Origin of the sequence: Paraburkholderia eburnea (genome assembly GCF_002917095.1) — a bacterium.
GTDB lineage: Bacteria > Pseudomonadota > Gammaproteobacteria > Burkholderiales > Burkholderiaceae > Paraburkholderia > Paraburkholderia eburnea.
This window is the reverse complement of the sequence record NZ_PQGA01000003.1, coordinates 204,932-230,817: the sequence shown is the minus strand read 5'-3', so window position 1 is coordinate 230,817 and position 25,886 is coordinate 204,932. Positions and strand designations below refer to the sequence as shown.

General features: G+C 63.9%; 22 protein-coding genes and 1 pseudogene. 17 read left to right on the top strand and 6 right to left on the bottom strand.

Annotated elements, in window-relative coordinates; translation table 11 throughout:
- The first annotated feature begins 285 nt into the window (after nucleotides 1–285).
- The 10 genes from B0G62_RS09055 (at nucleotide 286) to B0G62_RS09010 (ending at nucleotide 9,403) form a co-directional block, all read left to right on the top strand.
- Nucleotides 286–687, top strand: coding sequence for a DnaJ family domain-containing protein (locus B0G62_RS09055; RefSeq protein WP_103703855.1), 402 nt, complete (start codon nucleotides 286–288; stop codon nucleotides 685–687).
- An 11-nt stretch (nucleotides 688–698) separates the two neighbouring features.
- Nucleotides 699–1,364, top strand: coding sequence for a tRNA adenosine(34) deaminase TadA (tadA, locus tag B0G62_RS09050; protein ID WP_103703854.1), 666 nt, complete (start codon nucleotides 699–701; stop codon nucleotides 1,362–1,364).
- Between the two features lie 64 nt (nucleotides 1,365–1,428).
- Nucleotides 1,429–2,355, top strand: a complete 927-nt coding sequence (gene ldcA / locus B0G62_RS09045; RefSeq protein WP_103703853.1) for a muramoyltetrapeptide carboxypeptidase — start codon at nucleotides 1,429–1,431, stop codon at nucleotides 2,353–2,355.
- Between the two features lie 297 nt (nucleotides 2,356–2,652).
- Nucleotides 2,653–3,387, top strand: coding sequence for a GntR family transcriptional regulator (locus B0G62_RS09040; protein WP_103703852.1), 735 nt, complete (start codon nucleotides 2,653–2,655; stop codon nucleotides 3,385–3,387).
- Nucleotides 3,388–3,677: 290 nt separating this feature from the next.
- Nucleotides 3,678–5,192, top strand: coding sequence for an NCS1 family nucleobase:cation symporter-1 (locus B0G62_RS09035; RefSeq protein ID WP_103703851.1), 1,515 nt, complete (start codon nucleotides 3,678–3,680; stop codon nucleotides 5,190–5,192).
- Between the two features lie 47 nt (nucleotides 5,193–5,239).
- Complete coding sequence (locus tag B0G62_RS09030; protein ID WP_103703850.1) at nucleotides 5,240–6,028, top strand: aspartate/glutamate racemase family protein; 789 nt, start codon at nucleotides 5,240–5,242, stop codon at nucleotides 6,026–6,028.
- A gap of 260 nt (nucleotides 6,029–6,288) precedes the next feature.
- Nucleotides 6,289–7,248: an allantoinase PuuE gene (gene puuE / locus B0G62_RS09025; protein ID WP_103704107.1), complete on the top strand. Its 960-nt coding sequence runs from the start codon at nucleotides 6,289–6,291 to the stop codon at nucleotides 7,246–7,248.
- The gene (gene uraD / locus B0G62_RS09020; RefSeq protein WP_103703849.1) at nucleotides 7,245–7,766 is read left to right on the top strand and encodes a 2-oxo-4-hydroxy-4-carboxy-5-ureidoimidazoline decarboxylase; all 522 of its coding nucleotides are present in this window, start codon (nucleotides 7,245–7,247) and stop codon (nucleotides 7,764–7,766) included. Before puuE ends, uraD begins: the two co-directional genes overlap by 4 nt.
- An 83-nt stretch (nucleotides 7,767–7,849) precedes the next feature.
- Entirely contained in the window at nucleotides 7,850–8,860 is a 1,011-nt protein-coding gene (gene alc, locus B0G62_RS09015) for an allantoicase (protein ID WP_103703848.1), read from the top strand.
- 18 nt (nucleotides 8,861–8,878) lie between these two features.
- Nucleotides 8,879–9,403 (top strand): ureidoglycolate lyase, encoded by a 525-nt coding sequence (locus tag B0G62_RS09010; protein WP_103703847.1) that lies wholly within the window; start codon nucleotides 8,879–8,881, stop codon nucleotides 9,401–9,403.
- 105 nt (nucleotides 9,404–9,508) lie between these two features.
- Here the strand turns inward: B0G62_RS09010 and B0G62_RS09005 are convergent, their stop codons facing one another.
- From B0G62_RS09005 to uraH, 4 genes and pseudogenes are all read right to left on the bottom strand, one after another.
- The gene (locus B0G62_RS09005) at nucleotides 9,509–12,049 is read right to left on the bottom strand and encodes a YadA family autotransporter adhesin (protein ID WP_244193164.1); all 2,541 of its coding nucleotides are present in this window, start codon (nucleotides 12,047–12,049) and stop codon (nucleotides 9,509–9,511) included.
- A 54-nt stretch (nucleotides 12,050–12,103) separates the two neighbouring features.
- Nucleotides 12,104–12,199 (bottom strand): annotated as a pseudogene (locus tag B0G62_RS32645) (ESPR domain-containing protein); the annotation flags it as partial.
- A 517-nt stretch (nucleotides 12,200–12,716) separates the two neighbouring features.
- A complete protein-coding gene (locus B0G62_RS09000) occupies nucleotides 12,717–13,910 on the bottom strand; it encodes a urate hydroxylase PuuD (RefSeq protein ID WP_103703845.1) in 1,194 nt (397 codons plus the stop codon).
- A gap of 161 nt (nucleotides 13,911–14,071) precedes the next feature.
- Nucleotides 14,072–14,425, bottom strand: coding sequence for a hydroxyisourate hydrolase (gene uraH, locus B0G62_RS08995; protein ID WP_103703844.1), 354 nt, complete (start codon nucleotides 14,423–14,425; stop codon nucleotides 14,072–14,074).
- A gap of 570 nt (nucleotides 14,426–14,995) precedes the next feature.
- On the opposite strand from uraH, the gene B0G62_RS08990 reads away from it, so the two are divergent.
- Complete coding sequence (locus B0G62_RS08990) at nucleotides 14,996–16,375, top strand: 8-oxoguanine deaminase (protein WP_103703843.1); 1,380 nt, start codon at nucleotides 14,996–14,998, stop codon at nucleotides 16,373–16,375.
- A 99-nt stretch (nucleotides 16,376–16,474) separates the two neighbouring features.
- Here the strand turns inward: B0G62_RS08990 and B0G62_RS08985 are convergent, their stop codons facing one another.
- The gene (locus B0G62_RS08985) at nucleotides 16,475–17,407 is read right to left on the bottom strand and encodes a LysR substrate-binding domain-containing protein (RefSeq protein WP_103703842.1); all 933 of its coding nucleotides are present in this window, start codon (nucleotides 17,405–17,407) and stop codon (nucleotides 16,475–16,477) included.
- Between the two features lie 324 nt (nucleotides 17,408–17,731).
- Between B0G62_RS08985 and B0G62_RS08980 the strand changes: the two genes are divergently transcribed.
- From B0G62_RS08980 to B0G62_RS08965, 4 genes are all read left to right on the top strand, one after another.
- Nucleotides 17,732–19,354 (top strand): ABC transporter ATP-binding protein, encoded by a 1,623-nt coding sequence (locus B0G62_RS08980; RefSeq protein ID WP_103703841.1) that lies wholly within the window; start codon nucleotides 17,732–17,734, stop codon nucleotides 19,352–19,354.
- A gap of 70 nt (nucleotides 19,355–19,424) precedes the next feature.
- On the top strand, nucleotides 19,425–20,531 hold the full coding sequence (locus B0G62_RS08975) for an ABC transporter permease (RefSeq protein WP_103703840.1): 1,107 nt from the start codon (nucleotides 19,425–19,427) through the stop codon (nucleotides 20,529–20,531).
- A gap of 37 nt (nucleotides 20,532–20,568) precedes the next feature.
- On the top strand, nucleotides 20,569–21,498 hold the full coding sequence (locus tag B0G62_RS08970) for an ABC transporter permease (RefSeq protein ID WP_103703839.1): 930 nt from the start codon (nucleotides 20,569–20,571) through the stop codon (nucleotides 21,496–21,498).
- A 100-nt stretch (nucleotides 21,499–21,598) separates the two neighbouring features.
- Nucleotides 21,599–22,684 carry a BMP family ABC transporter substrate-binding protein gene (locus B0G62_RS08965; protein WP_103703838.1) on the top strand — a complete coding sequence of 362 codons (1,086 nt, stop codon included), beginning with the start codon at nucleotides 21,599–21,601 and terminating at the stop codon, nucleotides 22,682–22,684.
- Between the two features lie 82 nt (nucleotides 22,685–22,766).
- On the opposite strand, the gene B0G62_RS08960 is transcribed toward B0G62_RS08965, so the two are convergent.
- Nucleotides 22,767–22,976, bottom strand: coding sequence for a dodecin (locus B0G62_RS08960; RefSeq protein WP_027814779.1), 210 nt, complete (start codon nucleotides 22,974–22,976; stop codon nucleotides 22,767–22,769).
- A 192-nt stretch (nucleotides 22,977–23,168) separates the two neighbouring features.
- On the opposite strand from B0G62_RS08960, the gene B0G62_RS08955 reads away from it, so the two are divergent.
- Both B0G62_RS08955 and B0G62_RS08950 read left to right on the top strand, forming a co-directional pair.
- Entirely contained in the window at nucleotides 23,169–24,065 is an 897-nt protein-coding gene (locus B0G62_RS08955; protein WP_244193163.1) for an NAD(P)-dependent oxidoreductase, read from the top strand.
- A 170-nt stretch (nucleotides 24,066–24,235) separates the two neighbouring features.
- Nucleotides 24,236–25,828 (top strand): ABC-F family ATPase, encoded by a 1,593-nt coding sequence (locus B0G62_RS08950; RefSeq protein ID WP_103703837.1) that lies wholly within the window; start codon nucleotides 24,236–24,238, stop codon nucleotides 25,826–25,828.
- Nucleotides 25,829–25,886: the final 58 nt, after the last annotated feature.

Here is a 25,886-nt window from a genome sequence, read left to right as displayed (position 1 = left end):
AGCGGAAAAATGAAGAAGATTTCATCGTTGCCTGCGCAAGTAAGGGAAGGGTGCCGTCGCGCGTTTGCTGGCGGCGAATCGAACGACCTTACTCCCGCCTCCGAGGCGCGCCTATCGGACGAATCCGGCTTTCCTCGGGCTTGGCATGGCACCTCGCCCATGCGCCTCGCATCAAATGGCGTGTCTGTCAATGTGTAGGGCCTCCATGTCGTCCATGTCGGACTAGCGCAGTCTTCCAGGTGTTACCCTGATAGAATCCCGTGGCCGCAACGTAGTGGATTGCCGATGAAATTGCTTGATGCCCTCGTCGAACAACGGATTGCCGCCGCAGCCGCGCGCGGGGATTTCGAAGGGTTGCCCGGCGCCGGAGCGCCCCAGGAACTCGACGACGACCTCTTCGTGCCCGAAGAAGTGCGTGTCGCGAACCGTATCCTGAAGAACGCCGGATTCGTGCCGCCCGCGCTCGAACAGTTGCGCGCGTTGCGCGATCTCCAGGAAGAACTCGCCAAGGTGGGCGACAAGGCCGCGCAGTGCCGTCTGCGTGCGCGCCTGCTCGCCCTCGATATGGCGCTGGAGTCGCTGCGCGGCGGCCCGATGGTGGTGCCGCAGGAATATCGCCGCCGCATCGCCGAGCGGCTGTCCGAGCGCGCGGCGAGCGCACAGGGTTTCGCGGCGGGTGCCGCTTGAGCGTGGGCGCCATGACGCCGTCCGGCGCGCCCGACGACGCACGCGAACCCGACGACACGCCGTCCGAAGCCGCAGCGCCGCTGGCGGCCGCTTCCGCTGAATCCCCCCCTATCCCCGAATCCGATCCCGTCAGCGAACGCGACCGCCATTTCATGCGCCTGGCGCAAGCCGCCGCCGACAAGGCGCGCGCGGCCGGCGAAGTGCCGGTTGGCGCGGTGCTGGTGCGCGGTGACGAAGTCATCGCGACGGGCTTCAATCATCCGATCGGCACGCACGATCCGTCGGCCCATGCCGAAATGGCGGCGTTGCGTGCCGCCGGCGCCGCACTGGGTAACTACCGCTTGCCCGGCTGCGAACTTTATGTGACCCTGGAACCGTGTCTCATGTGCGCGGGCGCGATCATGCATGCGCGCATCTCGCGCGTGGTGTACGGCGCGCGCGATCCGAAGACGGGCGCGTGCGGCAGTGTCGTCGATGCGTTCTCGAACGCTCAGCTCAACCACCATACGAGCGTGGTGGGCGGCGTGCTCGAAACCGAATGCGGCGACGCGCTGCGCGCCTTCTTTGCCGAGCGCCGCCGTGCGAGCCGCGAAGCACGCCGCGCCGCCGCAGAAGCCGCCGATGCGGCCAGCGCACAGCCCGGCCGGACCAATCCTGGCCGGACCGATCCTCACTGACTCACACCGCCACGTCGCGCCGCCGCAGCCTGATGGCGCCTGGTGGAATTCGAACCAGTCGAACATGACCACCCATCGCACCATCGAACTGATTGCGCCGTCAGGCTACCCCCACGATCCGGAAGCCGTGCATCGCGGCATCGCGCGGCTGCGCGCGCAGGGTCATCGGGTTGAGAACATCGAAGCCACGGAGCGCCGTTTTCAGCGCTTTGCTGGCACCGACGGCCAGCGCGCCGCCGAACTGAATCGCCTGGCCGATCCTTCGCGCGCGTTGCCCGATATCGCGCTGGCGGTTCGCGGAGGCTACGGTGCGGTGCGCATCCTGCACGGTCTCGACTACGAGGGGCTGCAAAAGCGGTTGGCGGGTCAGCCCATTGCGCTGGTGGGCCATAGCGACTTCACGGCGATCCAGCTCGCACTCTATGCACGCGCGGGGCTCACGACCTTCGGCGGTCCGATGCTGCTGGGCGACTTCGGCGCGCCGGAGTTGAGCAGCTTCACGATGCAGCACTTCTGGCAGGCGCTCACGCAGCCCGAATTCACGCTCAAGGTGAAGACACCTCAGTCGCAGCACGCGGATGTCTCGGGCATGCTCTGGGGCGGCAATCTGGCGGTGCTCACGTCGCTGATCGGCACGCCGTACATGCCGCCGGTGGAGGGCGGCATCCTGTTCGTCGAGGATGTCAACGAACAACCCTTCCGCATCGAACGGATGCTGTATCAGTTGCATCTGTCGGGCATCCTTGCGCGCCAGAAGGCGCTCGTGCTCGGCGATTTCTCGGGCGGCAAACCCTTCGATTACGACAACGGCTACGACATGCACGCGGTGGTGGAGCAGGTGCGCGCGCTGGCGGGCATTCCGGTCTTCACTGGCCTGCCGTTCGGCCATACCGCCGACTTGGTCACGCTGCCCTTCGGCGCCGACGCGCAACTGAGCGCCAATGCGCACGGGTTCGAACTCAACATGAGCGGCTATCCGCATCTGGGTTGATTTCGCCAGCGCCCTCGGGCGCTGTTTTTAACCGTCAATACGCAACTAACAGCCAATAAATCCTTCTCTATCGAAATGTTCTAGAACCGCCAGCGGGACAAATTGTTGACAAAAATTTGGGCCATTTAAGGGCATTCGGTCACCATGAAAGTGCGGAATTCCCCGTGTTGAAGCGGTTCTCACCAGAATAAGGCATGTGGCTGACCGGTCAGACCAGGCATCTTCCCCAGGTTCGCCGATAAAATTGTTGACAATCTTTATGTCCAAACTAGCATACCCAACATCAAGGTGACAGACATGCCCAAAGACGTGCAAAACGCCGATACCGAAGCCGACGCGACCGGCACGAAGCCCGAGGCCATCGCCGCGCGCATCCGCGCCGCGATCCTCGAGCATCGTCTGCCGCCTGGCGCGAAGCTGACGGAAGCGCAGTTGTGCGATGTGTTCAGCGTCAAGCGCGGGCCGATCCGCCAGGCGCTCGCGTTGCTCGCCACCGATCACCTTGTCGATCTGGAACCGAATCGCGGCGCGTTCGTCGCCAGCCCGACGCTCCAGGAAGTGCATGAGGTGTTCGAGATGCGCCGCATCATCGAGCTAGCCGTGGTGGATCGGGTGTGCGGCGCCCAGCACGGTGCGCGGCGGCTCAAGAGCATTGGCGAAACCATCCGCCGCGAGCGCAAAGCCTTCGAGGGGCGAGACTTTCCGGCGTGGATCCGTCTTTCCGGCGAGTTTCATACCGAATTGGCGGCGCTCACAGGCAACACGGTGCTGTGCGATTGCCTGAACGGCCTCGTCGCGCGTTCGACGCTGATTTCGGCGCTCTACGAATCGCCCGGACGCAGCCCGTGTTCGTTCGACGATCACGAGGCGATTCTCGTGGCGCTGGAGGCCGGGCAGGCGCAGGAAGCGGCCGCGCTGATGGTGCGCCACCTGCAGGGCGTGGAACTCAAGATGCTGGACCGGCCGACCGGCGCGTCGGTGGATCTGCAGGATGTTTTCGGTATGCGTGACGCCGCTGTTGCAGCGCGCTGACGTGTGACCGTGGGAGCGCCCGAAAATAAGCGCTTCCACACAACTGAACTGAAGGACAACTGAATGATGCGCGGCGCGACGCATGACGCCGCCGCGCGGGGAAGGATTGGGGATGGCAGCGGCACGGCGGGTAGGGCGCCACGGTGGCGACCGGCGCAGTGCGCACGCGCGGCCCTCCACGCAGAGATCGCGGCAGCCGCATGAGGTTTTGCATCAGGCGGCGCAGCACGCGTTTTTAAGGCGTCAAGGCGTCTTTTTTCCGTCGGCATATCCATCCCAAGGAGCGGATCATGGCTCAGTTCAGCGCGTCACATGGCAGTCCGGCAGTGCCCACCTTCGACTCAGGCGAGAGCAGCGAACCCGGCGACGGCATGCGAATGCCCGCCGGTTACAGCGAGCGCCTCTACAATCACGATCTCGCGCCGCTCAAGGAACAGACCTGGGGCGCGTACAACATCTTCGCGTTCTGGATGTCCGACGTGCACAGCGTCGGCGGCTATGTGTTCGCGGGCAGCCTGTTCGCGCTGGGTCTCACGAGCTGGCAGGTGCTCGTCGCGCTGATCGTCGGCATCTCGATCGTCAACGTGCTGTGCAACCTGATCGCACGCCCCAGCCAGCGTCATGGCGTGCCGTATCCAGTGGCTTGCCGCGGCACCTTCGGCGTGCTCGGCGCCAATGTTCCCGCCGTGATTCGCGGCCTGATCGCGGTCGCCTGGTACGGCATCCAGACCTTTCTCGCGTCGAGCGCGCTCGTGATCGTCGTGCTCAAGTTCGTCCCGCAGTTGATGCCATACGCCGATGTGCACAAGCACGGCATGTTGGGCCTTTCGACAGTCGGTTGGGCGGGCTTCATGACGCTGTGGGTGCTGCAGGCACTCGTGTTCTGGAACGGCATGAACACCATCAAGAAGTTCATCGACTTCGCGGGCCCGGCGGTCTATGTGGTGATGTTCGCGCTCGCGGGTTACATGGTGTATCGCGCGGGCTGGCAGAACATTGGCCTTAATCTTGGTGGCGTGAAGTATCACGGCGCCGAAGTGATTCCGGTGATGATTACGGCCATCTCGCTGGTGGTGTCGTATTTCTCGGGGCCGATGCTCAATTTTGGCGACTTCTCGCGCTATGGCAAGTCGCTGCGCAGCGTGCATCGCGGCAACTTCTGGGGGCTGCCGGTCAACTTTCTCGCGTTCTCGCTGGTCACGGTGATCACGACCTCGGCCACGCTGCCTGTATTCGGACAACTGATTACTGATCCGGTCGAAACCGTGGGCCGTATCGATCATCCGACCGCGGTGATTCTCGGCGCGCTGACCTTCACGATTGCGACCATCGGCATCAATATTGTCGCCAACTTCGTTTCGCCGGCCTTCGATTTTTCCAACGTCGCGCCGCGCCTCATCAGTTGGCGTGCGGGCGGCATGCTCGCCGCCGTGGCTTCGATCTTCATTACGCCGTGGAATCTCTTCAACAATCCTGCCGTGATTCACTACACGCTCGATGTGCTGGGCGCTTTCATCGGTCCTTTGTATGGTGTCCTGATCGTTGACTTCTACCTCGTGAAGCGTGGCCGTCTTGCGGTGGACGATCTCTACACGGTGTCGCCGAAGGGCGCTTACTGGTACAGCAACGGCGTGAACTGGCGTGCGGTCGCGGCGCTGCTGCCTGCCGCGGTGATCGCGATCTTGTGCGTGATGGTGCCGGCGCTGGGCAACGCGGCGAACTTCTCGTGGTTCATCGGCGCGGCGCTGGGCGCATTGTTCTATCGCGTGTTGACGATGGGCGAGCGCGCACGCGCGCAGGCCTGAACGACACCCAAATATGCGTACCAATGTCTGAAGACCAGGGAATTGCCATGCGTATCAAACTGATCAATCCGAACACCACGCAGCGCATGACGGCGGCCATGGGGCAATGCGCGCGGGCCGTCGCGGCCTCCGGCACCGAAGTGGTGGCCGTGAGTCCGACGATGGGGCCGCCCTCGATCGAGGGTTATTACGACGAGGCGCTGGCCACCCCCGGCCTGCTCGCCGAGGTGGAGGCGGGCGAGCGCGAAGGCTTCGACGGCTACGTGATCGCCTGCTTCGGCGACCCCGGCCTCTACGCCGCGCGCGAACTCGCACGCGGGCCGGTAGTGGGTATCGCCGAAGCGGCCATGCACGCGGCAAGCGTGCTGGCTCCCGGCTTCTCGGTCGTCACCACGCTCTCGCGCACCAAAACGATGGCGTGGCATCTGGCGGAGCGCTATGGCATGACGCGCTTTTGCCGCAACGTGCGCGCCATCGACGTGGCGGTGCTCGAACTCGACGAGCCCGGATCGGCGGCGCGCCGCGCGATCGTCGACGAATGCCGCCGCGCGCTGGAGGAGGACGGCGCCGACGCCATCGTGCTCGGCTGTGCGGGCATGACGAGCCTGTGCGCGCAGGTGGAGGACGCGCTGGGCGTGCCGGTCGTGGATGGCGTGACCGCGGCCGTGAAATGGGTCGAGGCGCTGGTTGCGCTGCGCCTGACGACCGCCAAGCGCGGCGACTTCGCCCGGCCGCTCACGAAGCGTTACGACGGCGAGTTCGCACGCTTTAGCCCCACCGGCGCGGCCAGCGTGACCGATACGCCGCCGCCCGTCCGCCCGCTGCGCTACGGGTAAACGCGCAACGCAAACGGCCCGGGCTGCACTATGCTCGGGCCTTGCCGGCCCGGCACATACACCTCTCTTGACCCGTACTATCCGTCCTCGCGTATGGGCGCGCCCGAACGATTTCGCTAAACTGGGCCGGTCCTCGAAGCAGAATGTCCGCCTGCCTGCCAATCCTTGTGGCGCAAGGTTTTAATGCAGTGGCAACGGCATTCGTTCGCGGCGTTCCGCCCGGTTTCGTTTCGTCATCACCCTTCGACAGATTCGACAGCATGCCACTCGATCCCCAATATCCCCGCGATCTGATCGGTTACGGCCGCCATCCGGTGCAGGCCAACTGGCCAGGCCAGGCGCGCGTCGCGGTGCAGTTCGTGCTCAACTACGAAGAGGGCGGCGAAAACTGCGTGCTGCACGGCGACCCCGCGTCCGAGCAGTTCCTCTCAGAGATCGTGGGCGCCGCGGCTTATCCGGCACGCCACATGAGCATGGAGTCGATCTACGAATATGGCTCGCGTGCGGGCGTCTGGCGCATCCTGCGCGAGTTCGAGAAGCGCGGCCTGCCGCTTACGGTATTCGGCGTGGGCATGGCAATCGAGCGTCATCCCGAGCTGGGCCGTGCATTCGTCGAACTGGGCCACGAGATCGCTTGCCACGGCTATCGCTGGATTCATTATCAGGACGCCACGCCCGAGCGCGAAGCGGAGCACATGAAGCTCGGCATGGAGGCGATCGAGCGCGTGACGGGCCAGCGTCCGCTCGGCTGGTACACGGGCCGCGACAGCCCCAACACGCATCGCCTCGTGGCCGAATACGGCGGCTTTCTTTACGACTCCGACTATTACGGCGACGACCTGCCGTTCTGGATGGACGTCGAAGTGACGGGCGGCAAGACGGTGCCGCAACTGATCGTGCCGTACACGCTCGACACCAACGACATGCGCTTCGCCACGCCGCAGGGTTTCAACACGGCGGATCACTTCTTCACCTATCTGCGCGACGCCTTTGACGTGCTCTACGAAGAAGGCGACGAAGCGCCGAAGATGCTTTCGATCGGCATGCATTGCCGCCTGCTCGGACGCCCGGGCCGCATCCGCGCGCTGCAGCGCTTTCTCGATCACATCGAAAAGCACGACCGCGTCTGGGTGACGCGCCGTGTCGATATCGCGCGCCATTGGCGCGAGCACCATCCCTATCAACCGCAACAGAACGATCACCGCGGGGTCGCCGCATGAAGGCAATGCACTACACCCTTGAACAGCTGAATCAGGCCTCGACCGACGCCTTCGTGGCCGCGCTCTCGGGCATTTTCGAGCACTCGCCCTGGGTCGCCGAGGCGGCGGCGCAACAACGGCCCTACGCGAGCATCGACGCGCTGCATACGACGATGTCGAAGGCGGTGGAAACGGCGGGCGAAGCGCAGCAACTCGCGCTCATCAACGCCCACCCGGAGCTTGCGGGCAAGGCCGCCGTGCGCGGCGAGCTGACGGCGGAATCGACGCGCGAGCAAAGCGGCGCCGGGCTGAACCAGTGCACGCAGGAAGAATTCGACAGGCTGCAGGCGCTCAACCGCGCTTATCGCGAGAAGTTCGGCTTTCCGTTCATTCTCGCGGTGCGCGGCTACGACCGCCACGGCATCATCGCGAACTTCGAGTCGCGCGTGAACAACAATCGCGCCGACGAAATGCGCGCGAGCCTCGACCAGATTTACCGTATCGCGCGCTTCAGGCTGGATGAGCTGATCGACGCGTGACGTGGCGATGCGCCCCGGCAAGTAGCAACCTGCGGGGCGCAGCGCCGTTTTGAACCACAGAAAAGATACGAAGGAAGACAAAGATGGCACTCCCGACTCTCGACCCCAACGCACCTGACTTTACGCGCCGCTTCGTCAATCTCGCGGATCCGCGGCTAGGGGCGCAGGCGCTCGAGGCGAGCGACGACTTCTTCGCGCCGAAGGAGCGCATGCTCAATCCGGAGCCGGCCGTCTTTATCCCGGGCAAGTACGACGACCACGGCAAGTGGATGGACGGCTGGGAAACGCGCCGTAAGCGTAGCAACGGCTACGACTGGTGCATCGTCAAGCTCGCGCGCCCTGGCGTCATCAAGGGCCTCGATCTCGACACGAGCCATTTCACGGGCAACTTCCCGCCTGCAGCTTCGGTTGAAGGCGCCTATGTGGCCGAAGGCGCGCCTGGCGCATCGACGCAATGGACCGAGATCGTTCCCTCGACCTCGCTCAACGGCAACAGCCACCACTACGTCGAAGTGTCGAGCGAGAAGCCGTTCACGCATCTGCGCGTGAACATCTATCCGGATGGCGGCATTGCGCGTCTGCGCGTGTACGGCCAGCCGCAGGTCGACTGGCAGGGCGCGAGCCGCACGGAACTGTTCGATCTGGCCTCGATGGAAAACGGCGCGTATCTGGTCGGCGCGAACAACCAGCACTTTGGTGTGGCGTCGACGCTGCTCATGCCGGGCCGTGGCGTGAACATGGGCGACGGCTGGGAAACGCGCCGCCGCCGCGAACCTGGCAACGACTGGGCGATCATCGCGCTCGCACAGCCGGGCATCATCAAGAAGATCGAAGTCGATACGGCCCACTTCAAGGGCAACTATCCGGATCGCTGCTCGTTCCAGGCCGCGCGCGTGGTGGGCGGCACGGACAGCTCGCTCGTGACGCAGGCGATGTTCTGGCCCGTGCTGCTTGACGAACAGAAGCTGCAGATGGACAAGCAGCACTACTTCGAGAGCGAAATCGCGGCGCTTGGCCCGGTCACGCACGTGCGCTTCAACATCTTCCCGGACGGCGGCGTGTCGCGCGTGCGTCTGTGGGGTACGCTCGCCTGATCCGGCGACGAGGCCATCATGAGCGAAGTGAATACAACGCTGACCATCGAGCCGCTCACGCGCGAAGCGTTCGCGCCGTTCGGCGACGTGATCGAGCTTGAGGGCGCGAAACAGATTCCGATCAATCTGGGCACGACGATCCGCTATCACGATCTGGCGAACGTGGATGTCACGGAAGAGGGCGGGCGCACGCTCGTCAATCTCTTTCGCGGCCAGCCGCGCGTGCTGCCCTTCGAGGTGAAGATGCTCGAGCGTCATCCGCTTGGCAGCCAGGCGTTCGTGCCGCTCAACGACAAGCCGTATCTCGTCGTTGTCGCGCCGGCGGGCGATCTGGACGTGACGAAGATCCGCGCGTTCGTGTCGAGCGGCTGGCAGGGCGTGAACTATGCGAAGGGCGTCTGGCACCATCCGCTGATCGCGCTGGGTGACGTGAGCGACTTTATCGTTGTCGATCGGGGCGGCGAGGGGCTGAACCTCAACGAGCAGGATCTGCCGGAATCGCTCTGGCTGACCGAAGATGCGATGCACGAAGCGCAGCGCTGAAGTTAGAAGCGCTTCGCCTCACGCGAGGAATCAAGCGTAAAAGCCACGGCCTGGGCCGTGGCTTTTTGCATTGAGCGTGCGCGAGTCATGCGCGAGGAGGTGCGATCAGAATTCGTAGCCGACCTGGGCGCGCACTCCCGGATTGCCCGTGCTCGTGACGGATACAGCGCCGCTCATGAGCCAGTGCATGTTTGCCGAACGATATGTCACGCCGACCGCCGCCGCGCTGCCGCCCATGTAGTAGCCGCCGCCTGCCGCGACGACGGTGCGTCCCGGACCCGAGGGCGTGAGGTTGGGCATGGCCATGGCCGCCGCGACACCCGCATAGGCGTTCTTCGACACGGTGTTGATCGAGCCTTGCAGATTGGAGATCTGCTGTCCGATCGCGCTCGATTGCTGGGCGATCGCCGTGTTCAACTGGTTCAGGTTGACGGCGTCGGTGCCCTGCGTGCCGGCAGCGACGTTGACGATCTGACGCTCCGATCCGGCCGCCCCGACCGACACGGAGTTGTCGCGGTTGGCAACCGAGTTTGCACCGAGCGCCACGGAATTCGTTGCCGAGGCATTGGCCGTATCGCCGATTGCGGTCGCGTTGCTGCCCGTTGCCACCGCGCCACCGCCTACGGCAACCGATTGCGTGCCCGATGCGCTCGCAGCATTACTGGTCGAGTTGACCGAAATGGCCGTCGAACCCGCCGTGCTGAGATTCTGTACAGCCTGATTGATGTTGGCGACCTGCTCGTTCGTGGCATAGAGCTGTTGGCCGGTGACGGCATCGGTGCTTTGCGCGGACAGTGTGCCGTTCTGAAGGCCGCTCAGGCTGACGTTGCCGCCGCTCGTGCCGCCGAGCGTCACCGTGGAGTGGTCTGCCGAATCGTAATGCACGGCGTTGGAGTCCGTCGTGCTGGTGTCGCCTACGCCGCCCACGCCCACGCTGATGGGATTCGCGGGCGCGAGCGAGCCGATCGCCACGGCGCCGCGCTCGGTGCCAGACGACGTTGCTGACGTCGCCGCTGCCGGATTCATCGATGCTGCGAGCGTCGAGATGTCCGTTGTATTTTTCAGCACGCGGTTGTCGAGATTGGTGATCGCGTCGCCGATGTTATTGACCGTCGCGCCACCCACCGTATAGGACGGTGCGATGAAGCCGCCGGCGGCATTGATGCCGGCGCCGCCGCCCAACGCGCTTGCCACGGATCTGAGCTGCGAGACGTTGACCGCATCCGTATCGTCCTGGCCCGCCGCCAGGTTCACGATCCGACGCGTGTTGGCTTCGTTTTGAATCGTGAAGGGCACACCATTGGCGTCATACGCAACATACGAGCTTTTGCCGTCATTGCCCACCGAGACCGTATTCGACTCGTTCGCCACGGAACCCGCACCGATTGCGACTCCATCCTTCGCACTGGCATAGGCTTGCACGCCAAGCGCGACGCCATTTGCGGCATGTGTGTAGGCGTTCGAGCCGATAGCGATGGCGCCGGCTCCCGAAGCACGTGCCGCGTCAGACGGGCCTTGCGAACCGCTGTTATCCGCCAGGCCCGCAACCTGGGCGTAGTACGCCGCGGTCGTATATGACTGGTTGAGCCCGGTCGAATTCACACCTGAGCCGCCGTTCGCGTTGTTTGCAGTCGATGCCGACAGCAACAGTCTGTCCTTACTGCCTCCGCTCGACGAACTGACAATTTCGTAGACCTGACCGACATTGGCGGCGTCGGTATCTTGAATGCCGTCGGCCACGTTGCTGATAACGGTGCCCTTCGGCAAATAACCCTGGGAACGGTCGCCGTTCACGAAATAAAGGCTATTGCCTTTGCCTGGGTCGAGCACGATTTGCGCGTTCGCCGTTCCAGTCGTGTTCGGGGTGTAGAGAACAGCAGGATTGCTCACATTGCCGTCCGCGTCCATGATGAAGCCGCCAAACGTGTAGGCCGCGGGATTTGACGAGGCGCTTTGCGCTCCCCAGCCTGCCGTGGTCAGGGTGTTGTGTATCCGTGTAACGTCGCTATTGATGCTAGTGATGGAACTGGATACCCCATACAACTGCGCGCCATTGACCGCGTCCGTGCTCGACGCATTGACTGCGCCGTTCGCGACATTGAGCAGGGCCACCGGCGCCGTTGCGCTCGCGCCACCAAGACTTACGGAGCTATGCGCGGACGAGTCGTAGAGCACGGCGTCCTGCTTGCCGCCCGCACTGAGCGCGGCAAGCGCCGAGCCGACGTTGCTGTAGGTGCCCCCGGCAACGACATATTTCGGAGCGGTCACGCTGCCGTCGGCATTCGCTGAAACACCGCCGCCCAAATCTGTCGCGACGCTCGAAGCCAGCCCGAAGAGCTGCGAACCGTTAATTGCGTCCTTGCTACTTCCATTGACCACGCCAGCCGTGAGATTTTTGAGGTTGCCGGCAGCGTTAATCGTTAAGGTCGGGCCGGACGCCGTCGCGCGGAAATTGACCGTACCCGTCGTCCCGTCGACATAGACCATGCTGGACTGCGCTTCGAGCATGCCGATGTCATGACCCGTGACCGGTAGCCCTTGACAGCCCTGGATAAGCGATTTCGACGCGGCGCTCACCGCTTCCTGGTTTCCGCCGTTGATGTCGGTGGTGCATAACTGGCTCGCGAAGACGCTGCTGGATACCATGCCTCCAACGGTGCCAACCCCTATCGTTGCAAGTATCCTGAAGGATCTCAATCGTGAATTCTTTTGCTTGCCACGTGCTACGGATTGTTCCGATACTGCTACCCATGTCCCCGTCGTTTCGTTCCAAACTGATCGATAGGTCTTATTCATTCGTTATCCTGATTTAATTGAGTGGCTACGAACGCATGGGGGCGACATAGTCTCAGATGCGCCGCAGCCAGACTCGAATGACGTGACTAACCGTCACTCAAGATGTTGAGTCGATTTTCAATCTCGCGGGCATTCACTGGTATTGTTTTCAATCTATGTGAAATCACCGCGATAGAAAATCCCTCGAACTTTATTAATTGCTCAAATAATGGGGTATAAGAGAATTCTTAAAATCGATTGAAGTTGAACTGATTAGTCCAGGAGCAGTAGTCGGGAAGCGGGAGCGGGACCGACATAGATCGGATGCCGACGCGGTGTGCGCCCTGCACCAGAATGAAAGTGCGTCGCGAGGCGTAGGATTGGATTCGTGATTTTAATCTCGGCGCTTCGAATTCTTAATTATTTGCACTTTCAGACTAATAAATTGAGAATTTTCTCAAGCACGGATCAAAAAACAAAAAGCCCGAAACACAAAAGTGCTTCGGGCTTTTAATGCGGCCAAACTGGCCCAGGAAGATTACTGCTTCGCGCCGCCCTGGAACCACGCGGCAATCTTCATGCGCTCGTCGTCGGTCATGTGCGTGACGTTGCCCAGCGGCATCGCCTTGAGCGTGACGGCCTGCTGATACAGCCGCTGCGCGTTCTGCGAGATTTCATCGGGCGTATCGAACATCACGCCGGCGGGCGCTGCGCCCATCATCGTCGGGTGCGCCGAGTGGCAGCCCGCGCAACGCTGTTGCAGGATCGGCTGGATGTCACCGATCTTGATCGTCGGCGCGTTTGCGGCTTCGGCCTGCGGCACGACCGGGCGCGGCAGCGTCCAGACCAGCGCGACGAACATCAGCGCCACGCCACCGATCGGCAGATACCAGAGTTGCTGGCCGCGATGGCGCATCACGAAGAACTGGCGAATCAGCGCGCCGGCCAGCATGATGACCACGAGCACGGCCCAGTTGTATTCGTGCGCGTAGGTCATCGCGTAGTGGTTCGACAGCATCGCGAACACCACCGGCAGCGTGAAGTAGGTGTTGTGCACCGAACGCTGCTTGCCGCGCTTACCGTAGATCGGGTTCGGCGTTTCGCCCTTGAGCATCGCGTTGACCATCTTGCGCTGGCCAGGGATGATGACGAAGAACACGTTCGCCGACATGATCGTCGCGAGCATCGCGCCCATGATCAGATACGCGGCGCGGCCCGAGAAGATGTGGCAGGCGAGGTACGCGGCAACCACGACATAGACGCCCACGCATACGCCGAGCAGCTTGTCCTTCGTGCCCAGCAGGCGGCACAGCGAGTCATACACGATCCAGCCCGCAGCCAGGAAGCCGAGCGCCGAGGCCACCGCCACGACCGGGCCCATGTCGAGCACGTTCTTGTCGATGAGATACGTATTCGGCGCGAACAGGTAAAGCACCGTGAAGAGCGATGCGCCCGAGAGCCACGTCGTATAGGACGGCCACTTCGACCAGTGCAGATCGTCGGGCATTTCGGGCGGCGCGACGGTGTACTTCTGCATGTTGTAGAAGCCGCCGCCGTGGACGTGCCACAGTTCGCCGAACACGCCGCGACGGCGCTGGTTCGCATCCGTGGGCGGTTTGAGGCTGTTGTCGAGCGCGACAAAGTAGAACGATTCGCCGATCCAGGCGATCGCCGCGATGACGTGGAACCAGCGCAACGCGAGGTTCAGCCAGTCGGTAATAAAGCCTTCCATGAAACTCCTCCACTCCTGATTCGTTGCGCGCGGACGTCAAGGCGTCTCGCGCGGGACTGCGGGGGCGGCATAAGTGCAGCGCCGCAAAGCGCGGACGCGTCGGCGCGCCGCCTTTCTCTTTGTTGTGTTGTTGGTGTGCTGTGGACGGCAGCCCAGCAAGCTCAACTGCCGCGATAGGTGCTGTACGACCACGGCGAGACGAGCAGCGGCACGTGATAGTGCGCGCCGGCATCGGCCACGCCAAAGCGCAGCACGACGCGATCGACGAAGCGCGGCTCCGGCACTTTCGTGCCGATCGACGCGAAGTAGTCGCCGGCATGGAACACGAGTTCGTATTCGCCCGGGGTGAGCGCCGCGCCTTCGAGCAGCGGTTCGTCGCAGCGGCCGTCGTGGTTGGTCGTGACGGTCTTCAGCGCGCGGCGGGCGTCGCCGTCGAGCGCGTGGAGTTCGACCTTGATGCCCGCGCCGGGACGGCCGTTCGCGGTGTCGAGCACGTGGGTAGTCAGCTTGCCCATTCGCAGTTTTCCTTGTCTTTTCCTGGTGTCGTTGCGAGGTTTCGGCGGCGTCTCGATCCCATGATGCTCAAGCGGCGGATCGAGGCTCCACGTCAGTGGCTACATACCCGTCGGCGGATCGAAGCGAGCGCCGTGAACGCATTTTAAGAACGTTCGGGCCGCAATCGCGCGAGCGATAGGAAAGATAATCCCCGCCGCATGAGCCTGGCCGCCTGGCCTTGCTGCAAGCGGCTCTCGCGGCGATCGAAACCTCGGGTTTTCACCCATGTGCACATCGTATCCGCGCCAAAAATCGACCTTTATATGAAGGGACTGAATTCCGGTATCTCGCCCAGGCGAATTGCCAGCGGAATTTTGGTTGCCGAAGGTAGCGGTCATGCGCGCAACGGCACACACCGGACACATACCGGAGCGCGCAACCCGAAGACGGCGCTGGGCGCCGGGTAACCGGGCCAGCGGCGTCCTCGTCAGGATGCGTCGGCACCGGTTGTTCCGGTTGACCGGCGGTGCGGCAAGGGCGTTTGCTTCACATTCACAGTCGATTCATGGACAACGGAGCGAACAGACACGATGGAACGCACCCCCCGCACGAAAAAAACCTTGCTGGTCAAGAACGCCGACATGCTGGTGACGATGGACGGCGCGCGGCGCGAGATCCGCGGCGGCGGTCTTTATGTCGAGGACAACCGCATCGTCGCGGTCGGCCCGACGGCGGAACTGCCGCAGACCGCCGACGAGGTGATCGACGCCACCGGCCATATCGTCACGCCGGGCCTCGTCAATACGCACCATCACATGTATCAGAGCCTCACGCGCGCCGTGCCCGCCGCGCAGGATGCCGAGTTGTTCGGCTGGCTCACGAATCTCTACAAGGTCTGGGCCAACCTGACGCCGGAAATGATCGAGGTATCGACGCTCACGGCGATGGCGGAACTGCTGCTCTCGGGCTGCACGACGTCGAGCGATCACCTCTACATCTACCCGAACGGCAGCCGTCTGGACGACAGCATCCGCGCCGCGCAGCAGATCGGCATGCGTTTTCATGCGGCGCGCGGCAGCATGAGCGTGGGGCAGAAGGACGGCGGCCTGCCGCCGGATTCAGTGGTCGAGAATGAGGACGCGATCCTCGCCGACACCCAGCGCCTCATCGAGACGTATCACGACGAGGGGCGTTACGCGATGCTGCGCGTGGTGGTCGCGCCGTGCTCGCCGTTCTCGGTGAGCCGCGATCTGATGCGCGAATCGGCGACGATGGCGCGCCATTACGGCGTGTCGATGCACACGCACCTCGCGGAGAACGTCAACGACATCGCCTATAGCCGCGAAAAGTTCGGCATGACGCCGGCCGAATATGCCGAGGATCTGGGCTGGGTCGGCCGCGACGTCTGGCACGCCCACTGCGTGCAGCTCGACGAGCACGGCATTGGTCTGTTCGGACGCACCGGCACGGGCGTCGCGCATTGCCCGTGCTCGAATATGCGCCTGGCGTCCGGCATCGCGCCGATCAGGAAAATGCGCCTCGCGGGCGTGCCCGTGGGCCTGGGCGTGGACGGCTCGGCTTCGAACGACGGCGCGCAGATGATCGGCGAGATGCGCCAGGCGATGCTGCTCGCGCGCGTGGGCTTCGGCCCCGACGCCATGACGGCGCGCGAGGCGCTGGAGATCGCGACGCTCGGCGGCGCGAAGGTGCTGGGCCGCGACGATATCGGCGCGCTCGCGCCCGGCATGGCGGCGGATTTCGTGGCTTTCGATCTGCGCCAGCCTTTGTTCGCGGGCGCGCTGCATGATCCGGTCGCGGCGCTGGCGTTCTGCGCGCCCTCGCAGGTTGCGCTGTCGGTGATCGATGGGCGCGTGGTGGTGAAAGAGGGCGTGCTGCAGACGGTCGAACTTGGGCCGGTGATCGAGCGCCATAACCGGCTCGCGGGGCAACTCGTGCAGGCGGCGCGTTAAGCGACGTTAAGCCGCGCGGAAACGAAACGGGCGGCGCGCAGAAGCGGGCCGCCCGTGCTGTAACGCTCAAGCCGTTCGGCAAAACGGCATCGGCGTCTATTAAGGCTTGTCGATCAGCGTCTTCGTCGCTTCGGCGACGAGGCTGCGCAACCAGCGGACTTCATCCGAATAGTGACAGCGTTCGTGCCACAACTGGTAGTACTGCATCGGCGGGAAGTCGAGCGGCGCGGGCACGACCGTGAGCGGCAGGAAGCGCGCGTAATGATCGGCAAAGAGACGCGTGGTGGTGAACACCAGATCCGACTTGATGAGCACGTAAGGCGCCAGATTGAAGTACGGCAGCGTGACGACCACGTGGCGCTTGAGGCGCTCGCGCGCGAGATGCACGTCGATGGCGCCGCGCTGGCCCACGGAATAGGGCGTGGGCGCGAGATGCGGCGCGTTGAGGTACTGGTCGAGCGTCAGCCCGCCGCGCTTGGCGAACGGGTGCGTGTTGCTCATCAGGCAAACGATCTGGTCGACGAACAGATTCGACAGGTGAAGCTGCTCGGGCGGCTCGGGCCAGTTGCCGATCACGATGTCGAGCTTGCCTTCTTCGAGCGCCAGTTCGTAGTCGAACGCGGGTCCGAGCGAATGAAATTCGAGCGTGGCATTGGGGGCGGCCTGGCGGAAACGCTCGACCACGGTGGGCACGAACAGCACGTTCAGATAGTCCGGACAGCCGATGCGGTAACAGCGGATCGAGGTGGCCGGATCGAAATTGTGCTGCTGGAAACGGATGCGCTCGATCTCGCGCAGGGCGTTCTGCACGGGTTCGAGCAGGCGCAGGCCGTATTCGGTGGGCACCATGCCGGACTTGCCGCGCACGAGCAGCGGGTCGCCGGTAATGTCGCGCAGACGCCGTAGCGCTGCGCTGATGGCGGGTTGCGACTGATTGAGCTTGACGGCCGCGCGCGTCACGCTGCGCTCCATCAAGAGGGTGTGCAAGACGCGCAAAAGGTACGTGTCGATCGCCTCGCGTTGCTGGCTCATGAAATCTCCGAATTATATGTTTTGGCTGATCGAGGGGCTTTAGGGATATATGTTTTTTAATATGGACAAAAAGACCCGTCAAGACAGGGTTGTACCGAGCCATCCTGACAAGTCCCTGTTGCGCGGGGCACGACGGCGTGTCATGAGGATTTTTGTCGGCTCGACGCTGGCCACGCCGGCAAGGTATCGTCACCCCGCGCGGGGGCGCTTTGCGCGGCCATGGAAAAGGCTTGCGCGCGAACTGCGGTAGCGCGGCGGTAACGGACGACAACAGATAACGAACCAGCAATAACGTATTAAATAACGTACCTCGGCGGAACTTCCATGGGCGATTCTTCTTCCCGTCAACCGATTGAAACGCAGCCGCGCGTGCCGCGCCTCGCGCTTTCCGGCATCACGAAGCAATACCCGGCCGTGCGCGCCAACGACGACGTGACGCTCACGGTCGCGCCCGGCGAGATTCATGCGCTGCTCGGCGAGAACGGCGCGGGCAAGAGCACGCTCATGAAGATCGTCTATGGCGCGGTGCGCCCCGACGCGGGCGAGATCCGCTGGGAGGGCGCTGCCGTCGAAATCGCCAGCCCGGCGGCGGCGCGCAAGCTCGGCATCGGAATGGTGTTCCAGCATTTTTCGTTGTTCGAAACGCTCACCGTGGGCGAGAACATCGCGCTCTCGCTCGACGAAAAATTCGATCTCAAGACGCTGGCCGCGCGCATCCGCGAGGTGTCGGGGCAATATGGCCTCGACGTCGATCCGCAGCGCCACGTGCATAGCCTCACCGTGGGCGAGCGTCAGCGCGTGGAAATCGTGCGCTGCCTGCTGCAGAACCCGCGTCTGCTCATCATGGACGAGCCGACCTCCGTGCTCACGCCGCAGGCCGTGCGCAAGCTGTTCGGCACGCTGCGGCGGCTCGCGTCGGAAGGCTGCAGCATTCTGTACATCAGCCACAAGCTCGACGAAATCCAGGAGCTTTGCGATACGGCCACGGTCCTGCGCGGCGGCAAGGTGACCGGCAACGTGATTCCGCGCGAGGAAACCCACGCATCGCTCGCGCGACTGATGGTGGGACGCGAATTGCCTGCCTATACGCGGCGCTCGCATACGCCCGGCGACGTCCTGCTCGACGTGAAGCATCTGTCGATGCCGAGCGACGATCCGTTCGGCACCTCGCTCGACGACGTGAGCTTTGGCGTCCATGCGGGCGAGATTCTCGGGATCGCGGGCGTGTCGGGCAACGGTCAGGCGGAACTGCTCGCGGCGCTCTCGGGCGAGGCGCGCCAGACGCCCGCGGGTCGTCACGGCGCGGCGGATTCGGTGACGATCTGCGGCAAGCCGGCGGGGCGGCTGTCGGCGGGCGCACGGCGGCGGCTCGGTTTTGCCTTCGTGCCGGAAGAGCGCCTTGGGCGCGGCGCGGTGCCCGCGATGTCGCTCGCGGAAAACGCGCTGCTCACGGCGCACCGCGAAGGCATGGTGCGCTCGGGCTGGCTCAAGACCGGCGCGATGCGCGCGTTCGCGCAGCGTTGCATCGGCGCCTTCGACGTGCGCTGCGGCGGCCCCGATGCGCTCGCGCAAAGTCTCTCGGGCGGCAATCTGCAGAAGTACATCGTCGGGCGCGAGATTTTGCAGGCGCCGAAGGTGCTCGTGGTCGCGCAGCCCACCTGGGGCGTGGATGTGGGCGCGGCGGCTTTCATCCGTCAGCAGTTGCTCGATTTGTCGGCGAGCGGCGTGGCGATCCTGGTGATCTCGGAAGAACTCGAAGAACTGTTCGATATCTGCGACCGCATCGCCGTGCTCGCGGGCGGACGGCTCTCGCCCGCGCGTCTGACCGGCGAAACCAATGCCGAGGAAATCGGCCGCTGGATGGCCGGCCTGTTCGGCGAGCGCGCCTCGCAAGCCAACGGCGCTCCGCCGCCCGCCGCGCCGGCGGCACCGGCCGCGCACGCATGACCGCCATGACTTGACTGCCATGACTCATGCGCGTACCACATAACGACAACGCTACAGCCATTCCACCGCCATGATCTTTCCCTACCGACTCGAAGCCCGCACGACGCCGTCCCGCACGGTGCGCATCGCCGTGCCGCTGATCGCCGCGCTCCTCACGCTGGCGATCGGCTTCCTGATCTTCGGCCTCGTGGGCCGCGATCCCGTGCAGGCCATGCACGCGTTTTTCATCGAACCGCTCTCGAGCGTCAACGGCTGGTCGGAACTCCTGCTCAAGGCGTCGCCGCTGTGCCTGATCGCGCTCGGCCTCGCGGCGGGTTATCGCGCCAACGTCTGGAACATCGGCGCGGAAGGGCAGATGGTGCTCGGCGGCATCGCGGCGAGCGGCGTGGCGATCTACTTCGATCAGGCCAGCGGCGGGTGGATTCTGTTTCTGATGATGATCGCGGGCGTGCTGGGCGGCATGGCGTGGGCGGCAATTCCTGCCTGGCTCAAGAGCCGCTTCAATACCAACGAAATCCTCACGAGCCTGATGCTCACCTATGTCGCCACGCAGTTGCTGATCTGGCTCGTGAGCGGGCCGTGGCGCGATCCGAACGGCATGAATTTCCCGCTCTCCGAAATGTTCAGCGGCGATGCGCTCTATCCGACTTTCGGCGGCGACTGGCGCATCCACTGGCTGCGCGGCACGCGTCTGAATGCGTCGATCTTCCTCACGCTCGCGGCCATTCCGCTCGTCTGGCTCTTCATGCGCCGCAGCTTTGCCGGCTATCGCATGAGCGTGGGCGGTCTCGCGCCGCTCGCCGCGCGCTACGCCGGTTTCTCGGAGAAAAAGACGATCTGGACTTCGCTGCTGCTCTCGGGCGGGCTGGCCGGTCTCGCGGGCATGGGCGAAATCGCCGGGCCGATCGGCCAGTTGCAGGCGACGTGGTCGCCGGGTTACGGCTTCACGGCGATCATCGTCGTGTTCGTCGGGCGGCTGCATCCGGTCGGCATCGTGCTCGCGAGTCTGTTGATGGCGCTGCTGTATCTCGGCGGCGAAGCGGTGCAGACCTCGCTGCAACTGCCGCAGGCGCTTTCCGGCGTGTTCCAGGGCTTGCTGCTGTTCTGCCTGCTCGGCGCGGATCTGTTCGTGAATTACCGGATTCGCCGTCGTCACACCGCTGCCGCGGCGCATTGATCGAGCCACCTGCTTACACGAAACAAGGCAACACGATATGGATATCCAGCAAGCCAGTTCGCTCGCATCGAGCGCCGTCACCGCCGCCATTCCGCTGATGTTCGCGGGCGTGGGCGAACTCGTCACGGAAAAGTCGGGCGTGCTCAATCTCGGCGTGGAAGGGATGATGCTGATGGGCGCCGTCACCGGCTACGCGGTCACGACGATCAGCGGCAACCCGTGGCTCGGCCTCGTCGCGGGCATGGCGGCGGGCATCGCAATGTCGCTGCTGTTCGGCTTTCTCGTGCTGACGATGCTCGCCAACCAGGTCGCCACAGGCCTCTCGCTCACGATCTTCGGCGTGGGCCTGTCGGCCTACGTGGGCAAGCCGTACACCTCGGCGGCCACTTCGGCGACGATCAATGCGTGGCCGATTCCCGGTCTCTCGCATCTGCCCGTGGTCGGCCCGGCGTTCTTCAGTCTCACGCCTGTCGATTACCTCGCGTTCGTGATGTTCGCCGTGGTCGCGTGGTTCCTCTATCGCACGCGTGCGGGACTCGTGCTGCGCTCGGTGGGCGAGTCGCCGCAGGTCGCGCATTCGGTGGGCTTTCCGGTGATTGGCGTGCGTTATGGCGCGACGGCGTTCGGCGGCGCGATGGCGGGTCTCGCGGGCGCGTACTACTCGGTCGTGCAACTGCATCTGTGGCAGGAGCAGATCACGGCGGGACGCGGCTGGATCGCGCTTGCGCTCGTGGTGTTCGCGACGTGGCGGCCGGGCCGTCTGTTGATCGGCGCGCTGCTGTTCGGCGCGGTGACGGGCGCGCAGTTTTACGCGCAGGCGATCGGCGTGCCGGTGCCCACGCAGTTCCTCGCCATGCTGCCGTATGTGGCCACCGTCGTCGTGCTCGTGCTGATCTCGCGTAACCCGAACACGATCCGCCTGAACGCGCCCGCGTCGCTCGGCAAGTCGTTCTTTGGGGCGGCGTAGTTGTCGCTTGTTTGTCGCTTGTTGCAAAAATTATTCGAAGCGCTCGCAGTTTCTCAATCCACCACAGAAGCAAGCATCCCAACGGGACCGGAGACTCACAATGAAAAAAACCATCCTGACCGCTTTCGCCGTGGCCGCCACTTGCGGCGCGGCGGCGCTCGCGCCGTCGGCGCAGGCCGCCGATGCGCCAGGCGTCGCGTTCGTCTATCTCGGCAATCCTGGCGATGCCGGCTGGACCTACGCGCACGATCAGGGCTCGAAGGCCGCCGAACAGAAGTTCGGCAGCAAGATCAAGATCACGCGCGTGGAGAACGTGCCCGAATCGGCGGACTCGGAGCGTGTGTTCCGCGACCTCGCGAGCAAGGGCAACAAGATCATCTTCGGGTCGAGCTTCGGTTATCAGGACTTCGAACTGAAAGTGGCGAAGGACTTCCCGGACACCGTGTTCCTGCACGCCACCGGCTACAAGAAGGCGCCGAACTTCGGCACCTATGACGTGCGCATGTATCAGGGCGCGTACCTTGCGGGCGTCGCGGCGGGTTATGCGACGAAGACGAACACGCTCGGCTTCGTGGCTTCCGTGCCGATTCCCGAAGTCGTGCGCAACATCAACGCGTACACGCTGGGCGCGCGCTCGGTGAATCCGAAGGTCCATACCAAGGTCATCTGGATCAACAGCTGGTTCGATCCGGGCAAGGAAAAGCAGGCCGCCGAAACGCTGATCGGTCAGGGCGCCGACGTGCTGCTGCAAAACACCGATTCGAGCGCGACGCTGGCGACCGCCGAAGAGAAACACGTCCACGCGTTCGGCTGGGATTCGAACATGAAGAAGTTCGGCCCGGACGCGCATCTGGGTTCGGTCGAGGCGAACTGGGGCGTTTATTACGTCGCCGCGATCCAGCAGGTGCTGGACGGCAAGTGGAAGAACGATCCGGTCTGGTGGGGCATCCCGCAAAAAGCCGTCGATCTGGGCGACGTGAACACGGCCGCGCTGTCCGCCGATGCGCAGAAGGCCGTTGCTGCAAAGCGTGAAGCGATCGCAGGCGGCAAGTGGGACGTGTTCACGGGTCCGATCAAGGATCAGACGGGCGCGGTCAAGGTGCCCGCAGGCAAGACGCTGAGCGATCCCGAACTGCAGCGCCTGAACTGGTACGTCGAAGGCGTGGACGGATCGCTGCCCAAATAAGCGCGCTTTCGTAGGATCAATGCAGCAGGGTGCGGCTGCGCGACGCCTTCACGGCGCGCGCAGCCGTTTTCATTGGCCGCGCTTATTCATCGATCCGCAAGCCGACCTTGATCGTCACCTGCCAGTGCATCACCTTGTCGCCTTCGATCAGACCGCGCGTTTCGGTGACTTCGAACCAGTGCAGATGACGCAGCGTTTTCGATGCGCGCGCGATCGCGCAGCGAATCGCTTCGTCGCTCGAAACGGTGGACGAACCGGTGAGTTCGATTTGTTTGTAGACGTGGTCGCTCATGACAAAGTCTCCTCGATGGGGGCGGCGCGCGCGTGACATTTTTCAGGCACGTCAACCGAGTATAGGTAACGGCGCGTCGTACGCCAGGGCGCGTCGGAGATCGCTGCGCGATGGACGTCGACCGGTATCATGACGCCTCGCGGGCGCGAAGCAAACGACGTCGCTGAAAACATGCAGCAGGAGACAAGGAAGATGCAGAAGCAGGAACTGGGATTTTGCGGGCCGGGATTGATGGGCGCGCCGATGATTCGCCATTTGCTGGGCGCCGGTCACGCCGTTCATGTGTGGAACCGTTCGCGTGCCAAGGCCGAAGCGCTGATGGCCGATGGCGCGCAGGTCGTGGACACGCCGCAGGCGCTCGCGCAACGTGCGGACGTGGTGCTGCTGTGCGTCGCCGACGGCGCGGCAGTCGAGCAGACGGTGTTCGGCGCGCACGGCATTCTGGCAGGACGAGGCGATGCGGGCAGGGCGCGCGTGCGCCGCATCGTCGATCATTCGAGCATTGCGCCGGAATTCACGCGCGAGCTGGCCGCGCGTGCCGCGGCGCTGGGCGTCGGCTGGGTCGATGCGCCGGTGTCGGGCGGCGTGGGCGGGGCGCAGGCCGGTACGCTCGCCGTGATGGCGGGCGGCGACGCCGGGGACGTCGAAGCCGTCGCGCCGATCCTCGCCGCCTACGCGGCGCGCGTCACGCACATGGGCGCGGCGGGCGCGGGGCAGACCACCAAGCTCTGCAATCAGGCCATCGTCACGGCGACGGTTGCCGCGATCGCCGAAGCCGTGGGCCTCGCGCGCCGCAGCGGCATCGACGCCGCGAAGCTGCCCGAGGCGCTCGCAGGCGGTTGGGCCGACTCGACGCTGTTGCGCACGTTCGTGCCGCGCATGACGCAGGATGGGCTCGCGCCAATCGGCGCGCTGAAAACGTTCCAGAAGGATGTCGATACGGTGGCGGCCGCCGCACAGCAGACCGGCACGCCCATGCCCGTGGCGGGGACGGTGCAGCAGATCCTGCGGCTTGGCGCTGCGATGGGGTTGGATCAGGCCGATTTGTCCGGCTTCGTCGATGTGCTGCAAACCGCACGGCGCGGCTAGGGCGCGCGGCTCAAGCGAAGCCCTGCACGAATCTGCCACGAATTTCCGGTAATTTCGAACGGGCGCGCGCTTTGTCCTCCTCCCGCGTCCGGACTCTGGCAGACGCGCGCGAACTGGCATAACCTGCTAAAATTACAGGTTTTTCGTCGATCTACTTACCGGGACGCGCTGTGCTCTCTACCGCCAACATCACCATGCAATTCGGGCCGAAGCCCTTGTTCGAGAACATCTCGGTCAAATTCGGCGAAGGCAACCGCTATGGCCTGATCGGCGCGAACGGTTGCGGTAAATCCACGTTCATGAAGATCCTGGGCGGCGACCTCGAACAAAGCTCGGGCAACGTCATCCTCGAACCCAACGTGCGCCTGGGCAAGCTGCGCCAGGACCAGTTCGCATACGAAGACGTGCGCGTGCTCGACGTCGTCATGATGGGCCACACCGAAATGTGGGCCGCGATGAGCGAGCGCGACGCGATCTACGCGAACCCCGAAGCCACCGACGACGACTACATGCACGCCGCCGAACTCGAAGCGAAATTCGCCGAGTACGACGGCTACACGGCCGAAGCGCGCGCGGGCGAACTGCTGCTCGGCATCGGCATCGCCACGGAATTCCATAACGGCCCGATGAGCGGCGTGGCGCCGGGCTGGAAACTGCGCGTGCTGCTCGCGCAGGCCCTGTTCTCGAAGCCGGACGTGCTCCTGCTCGACGAACCGACCAACAACCTCGACATCAACTCGATCCGTTGGCTGGAAGATGTTCTGAACGAGTACAACTCGACCATGATCATCATTTCCCACGATCGACACTTCCTGAACCAGGTCTGCACGCACATGGCGGACATGGATTACGGCACGTTGAAGGTCTATCCGGGCAACTACGACGACTACATGCTCGCTTCGGCACAGGCGCGCGAGCGCCAGGCCAACGCCAACGCCAAGGCCAAGGAGCGCGTGGCCGACCTGCAGGACTTCGTGCGCCGCTTCTCGGCCAACAAGTCGAAGGCGCGTCAGGCCACCAGCCGTCTGAAGATGATCGACAAGATCAAGATCGAGGAATTCAAGCCCTCGTCGCGTCAGAATCCGTTCATCCGCTTCGAATTCGAGAAGAAGCTGCACAACATCGTCGTGGTCGCGGAAGAGATCACGAAGACGTACGAGCGCCGCATCTTCAACAAATTCAGCATCAGCGTGCAGCCGGGCGAGCGCATTGCGATCATCGGCGAAAACGGCGCGGGTAAGACCACGCTGCTGCGCTCGCTGATGGGCAACGTGGCGGTCGACAACGGCACGGTGAAATGGGCTGAAAACGCCAGCATCGGCTACATGCCGCAGGACACGTACGAAGAGTTCCCGAACGACGTCACGCTGATGGACTGGATCGACCAGTACCGCCAGGAAGGCGACGACGAGCAATCCGTGCGCGGCACGCTGGGCCGTCTGCTGTTCAATGCTGACGACATCCGCAAGTCGGTCAAGGTGCTGTCGGGCGGCGAGAAGGGCCGCATGATCTGGGGCAAGCTGATGCTGGGCCGCCATAACGTGCTGCTGATGGACGAGCCGACCAACCACATGGACATGGAATCGATCGAGTCGCTGCAGATCGCGCTCGAAAAGTTCGAAGGCACGCTGGTGTTCGTATCGCACGACCGCGAGTTCGTGAACGGCCTGGCCAATCGCATCATCGAAGTGAAAACCGATGGCACGATCAACGACTACAGCGGTAACTATGAGGACTTCCTGGCGAGCCAGGGTCTGCATTGAGTTGCGGTTTTCGATTGCCGGTTCAGGCGATCGAAGCGTGAAATGAAAACGGGCGACG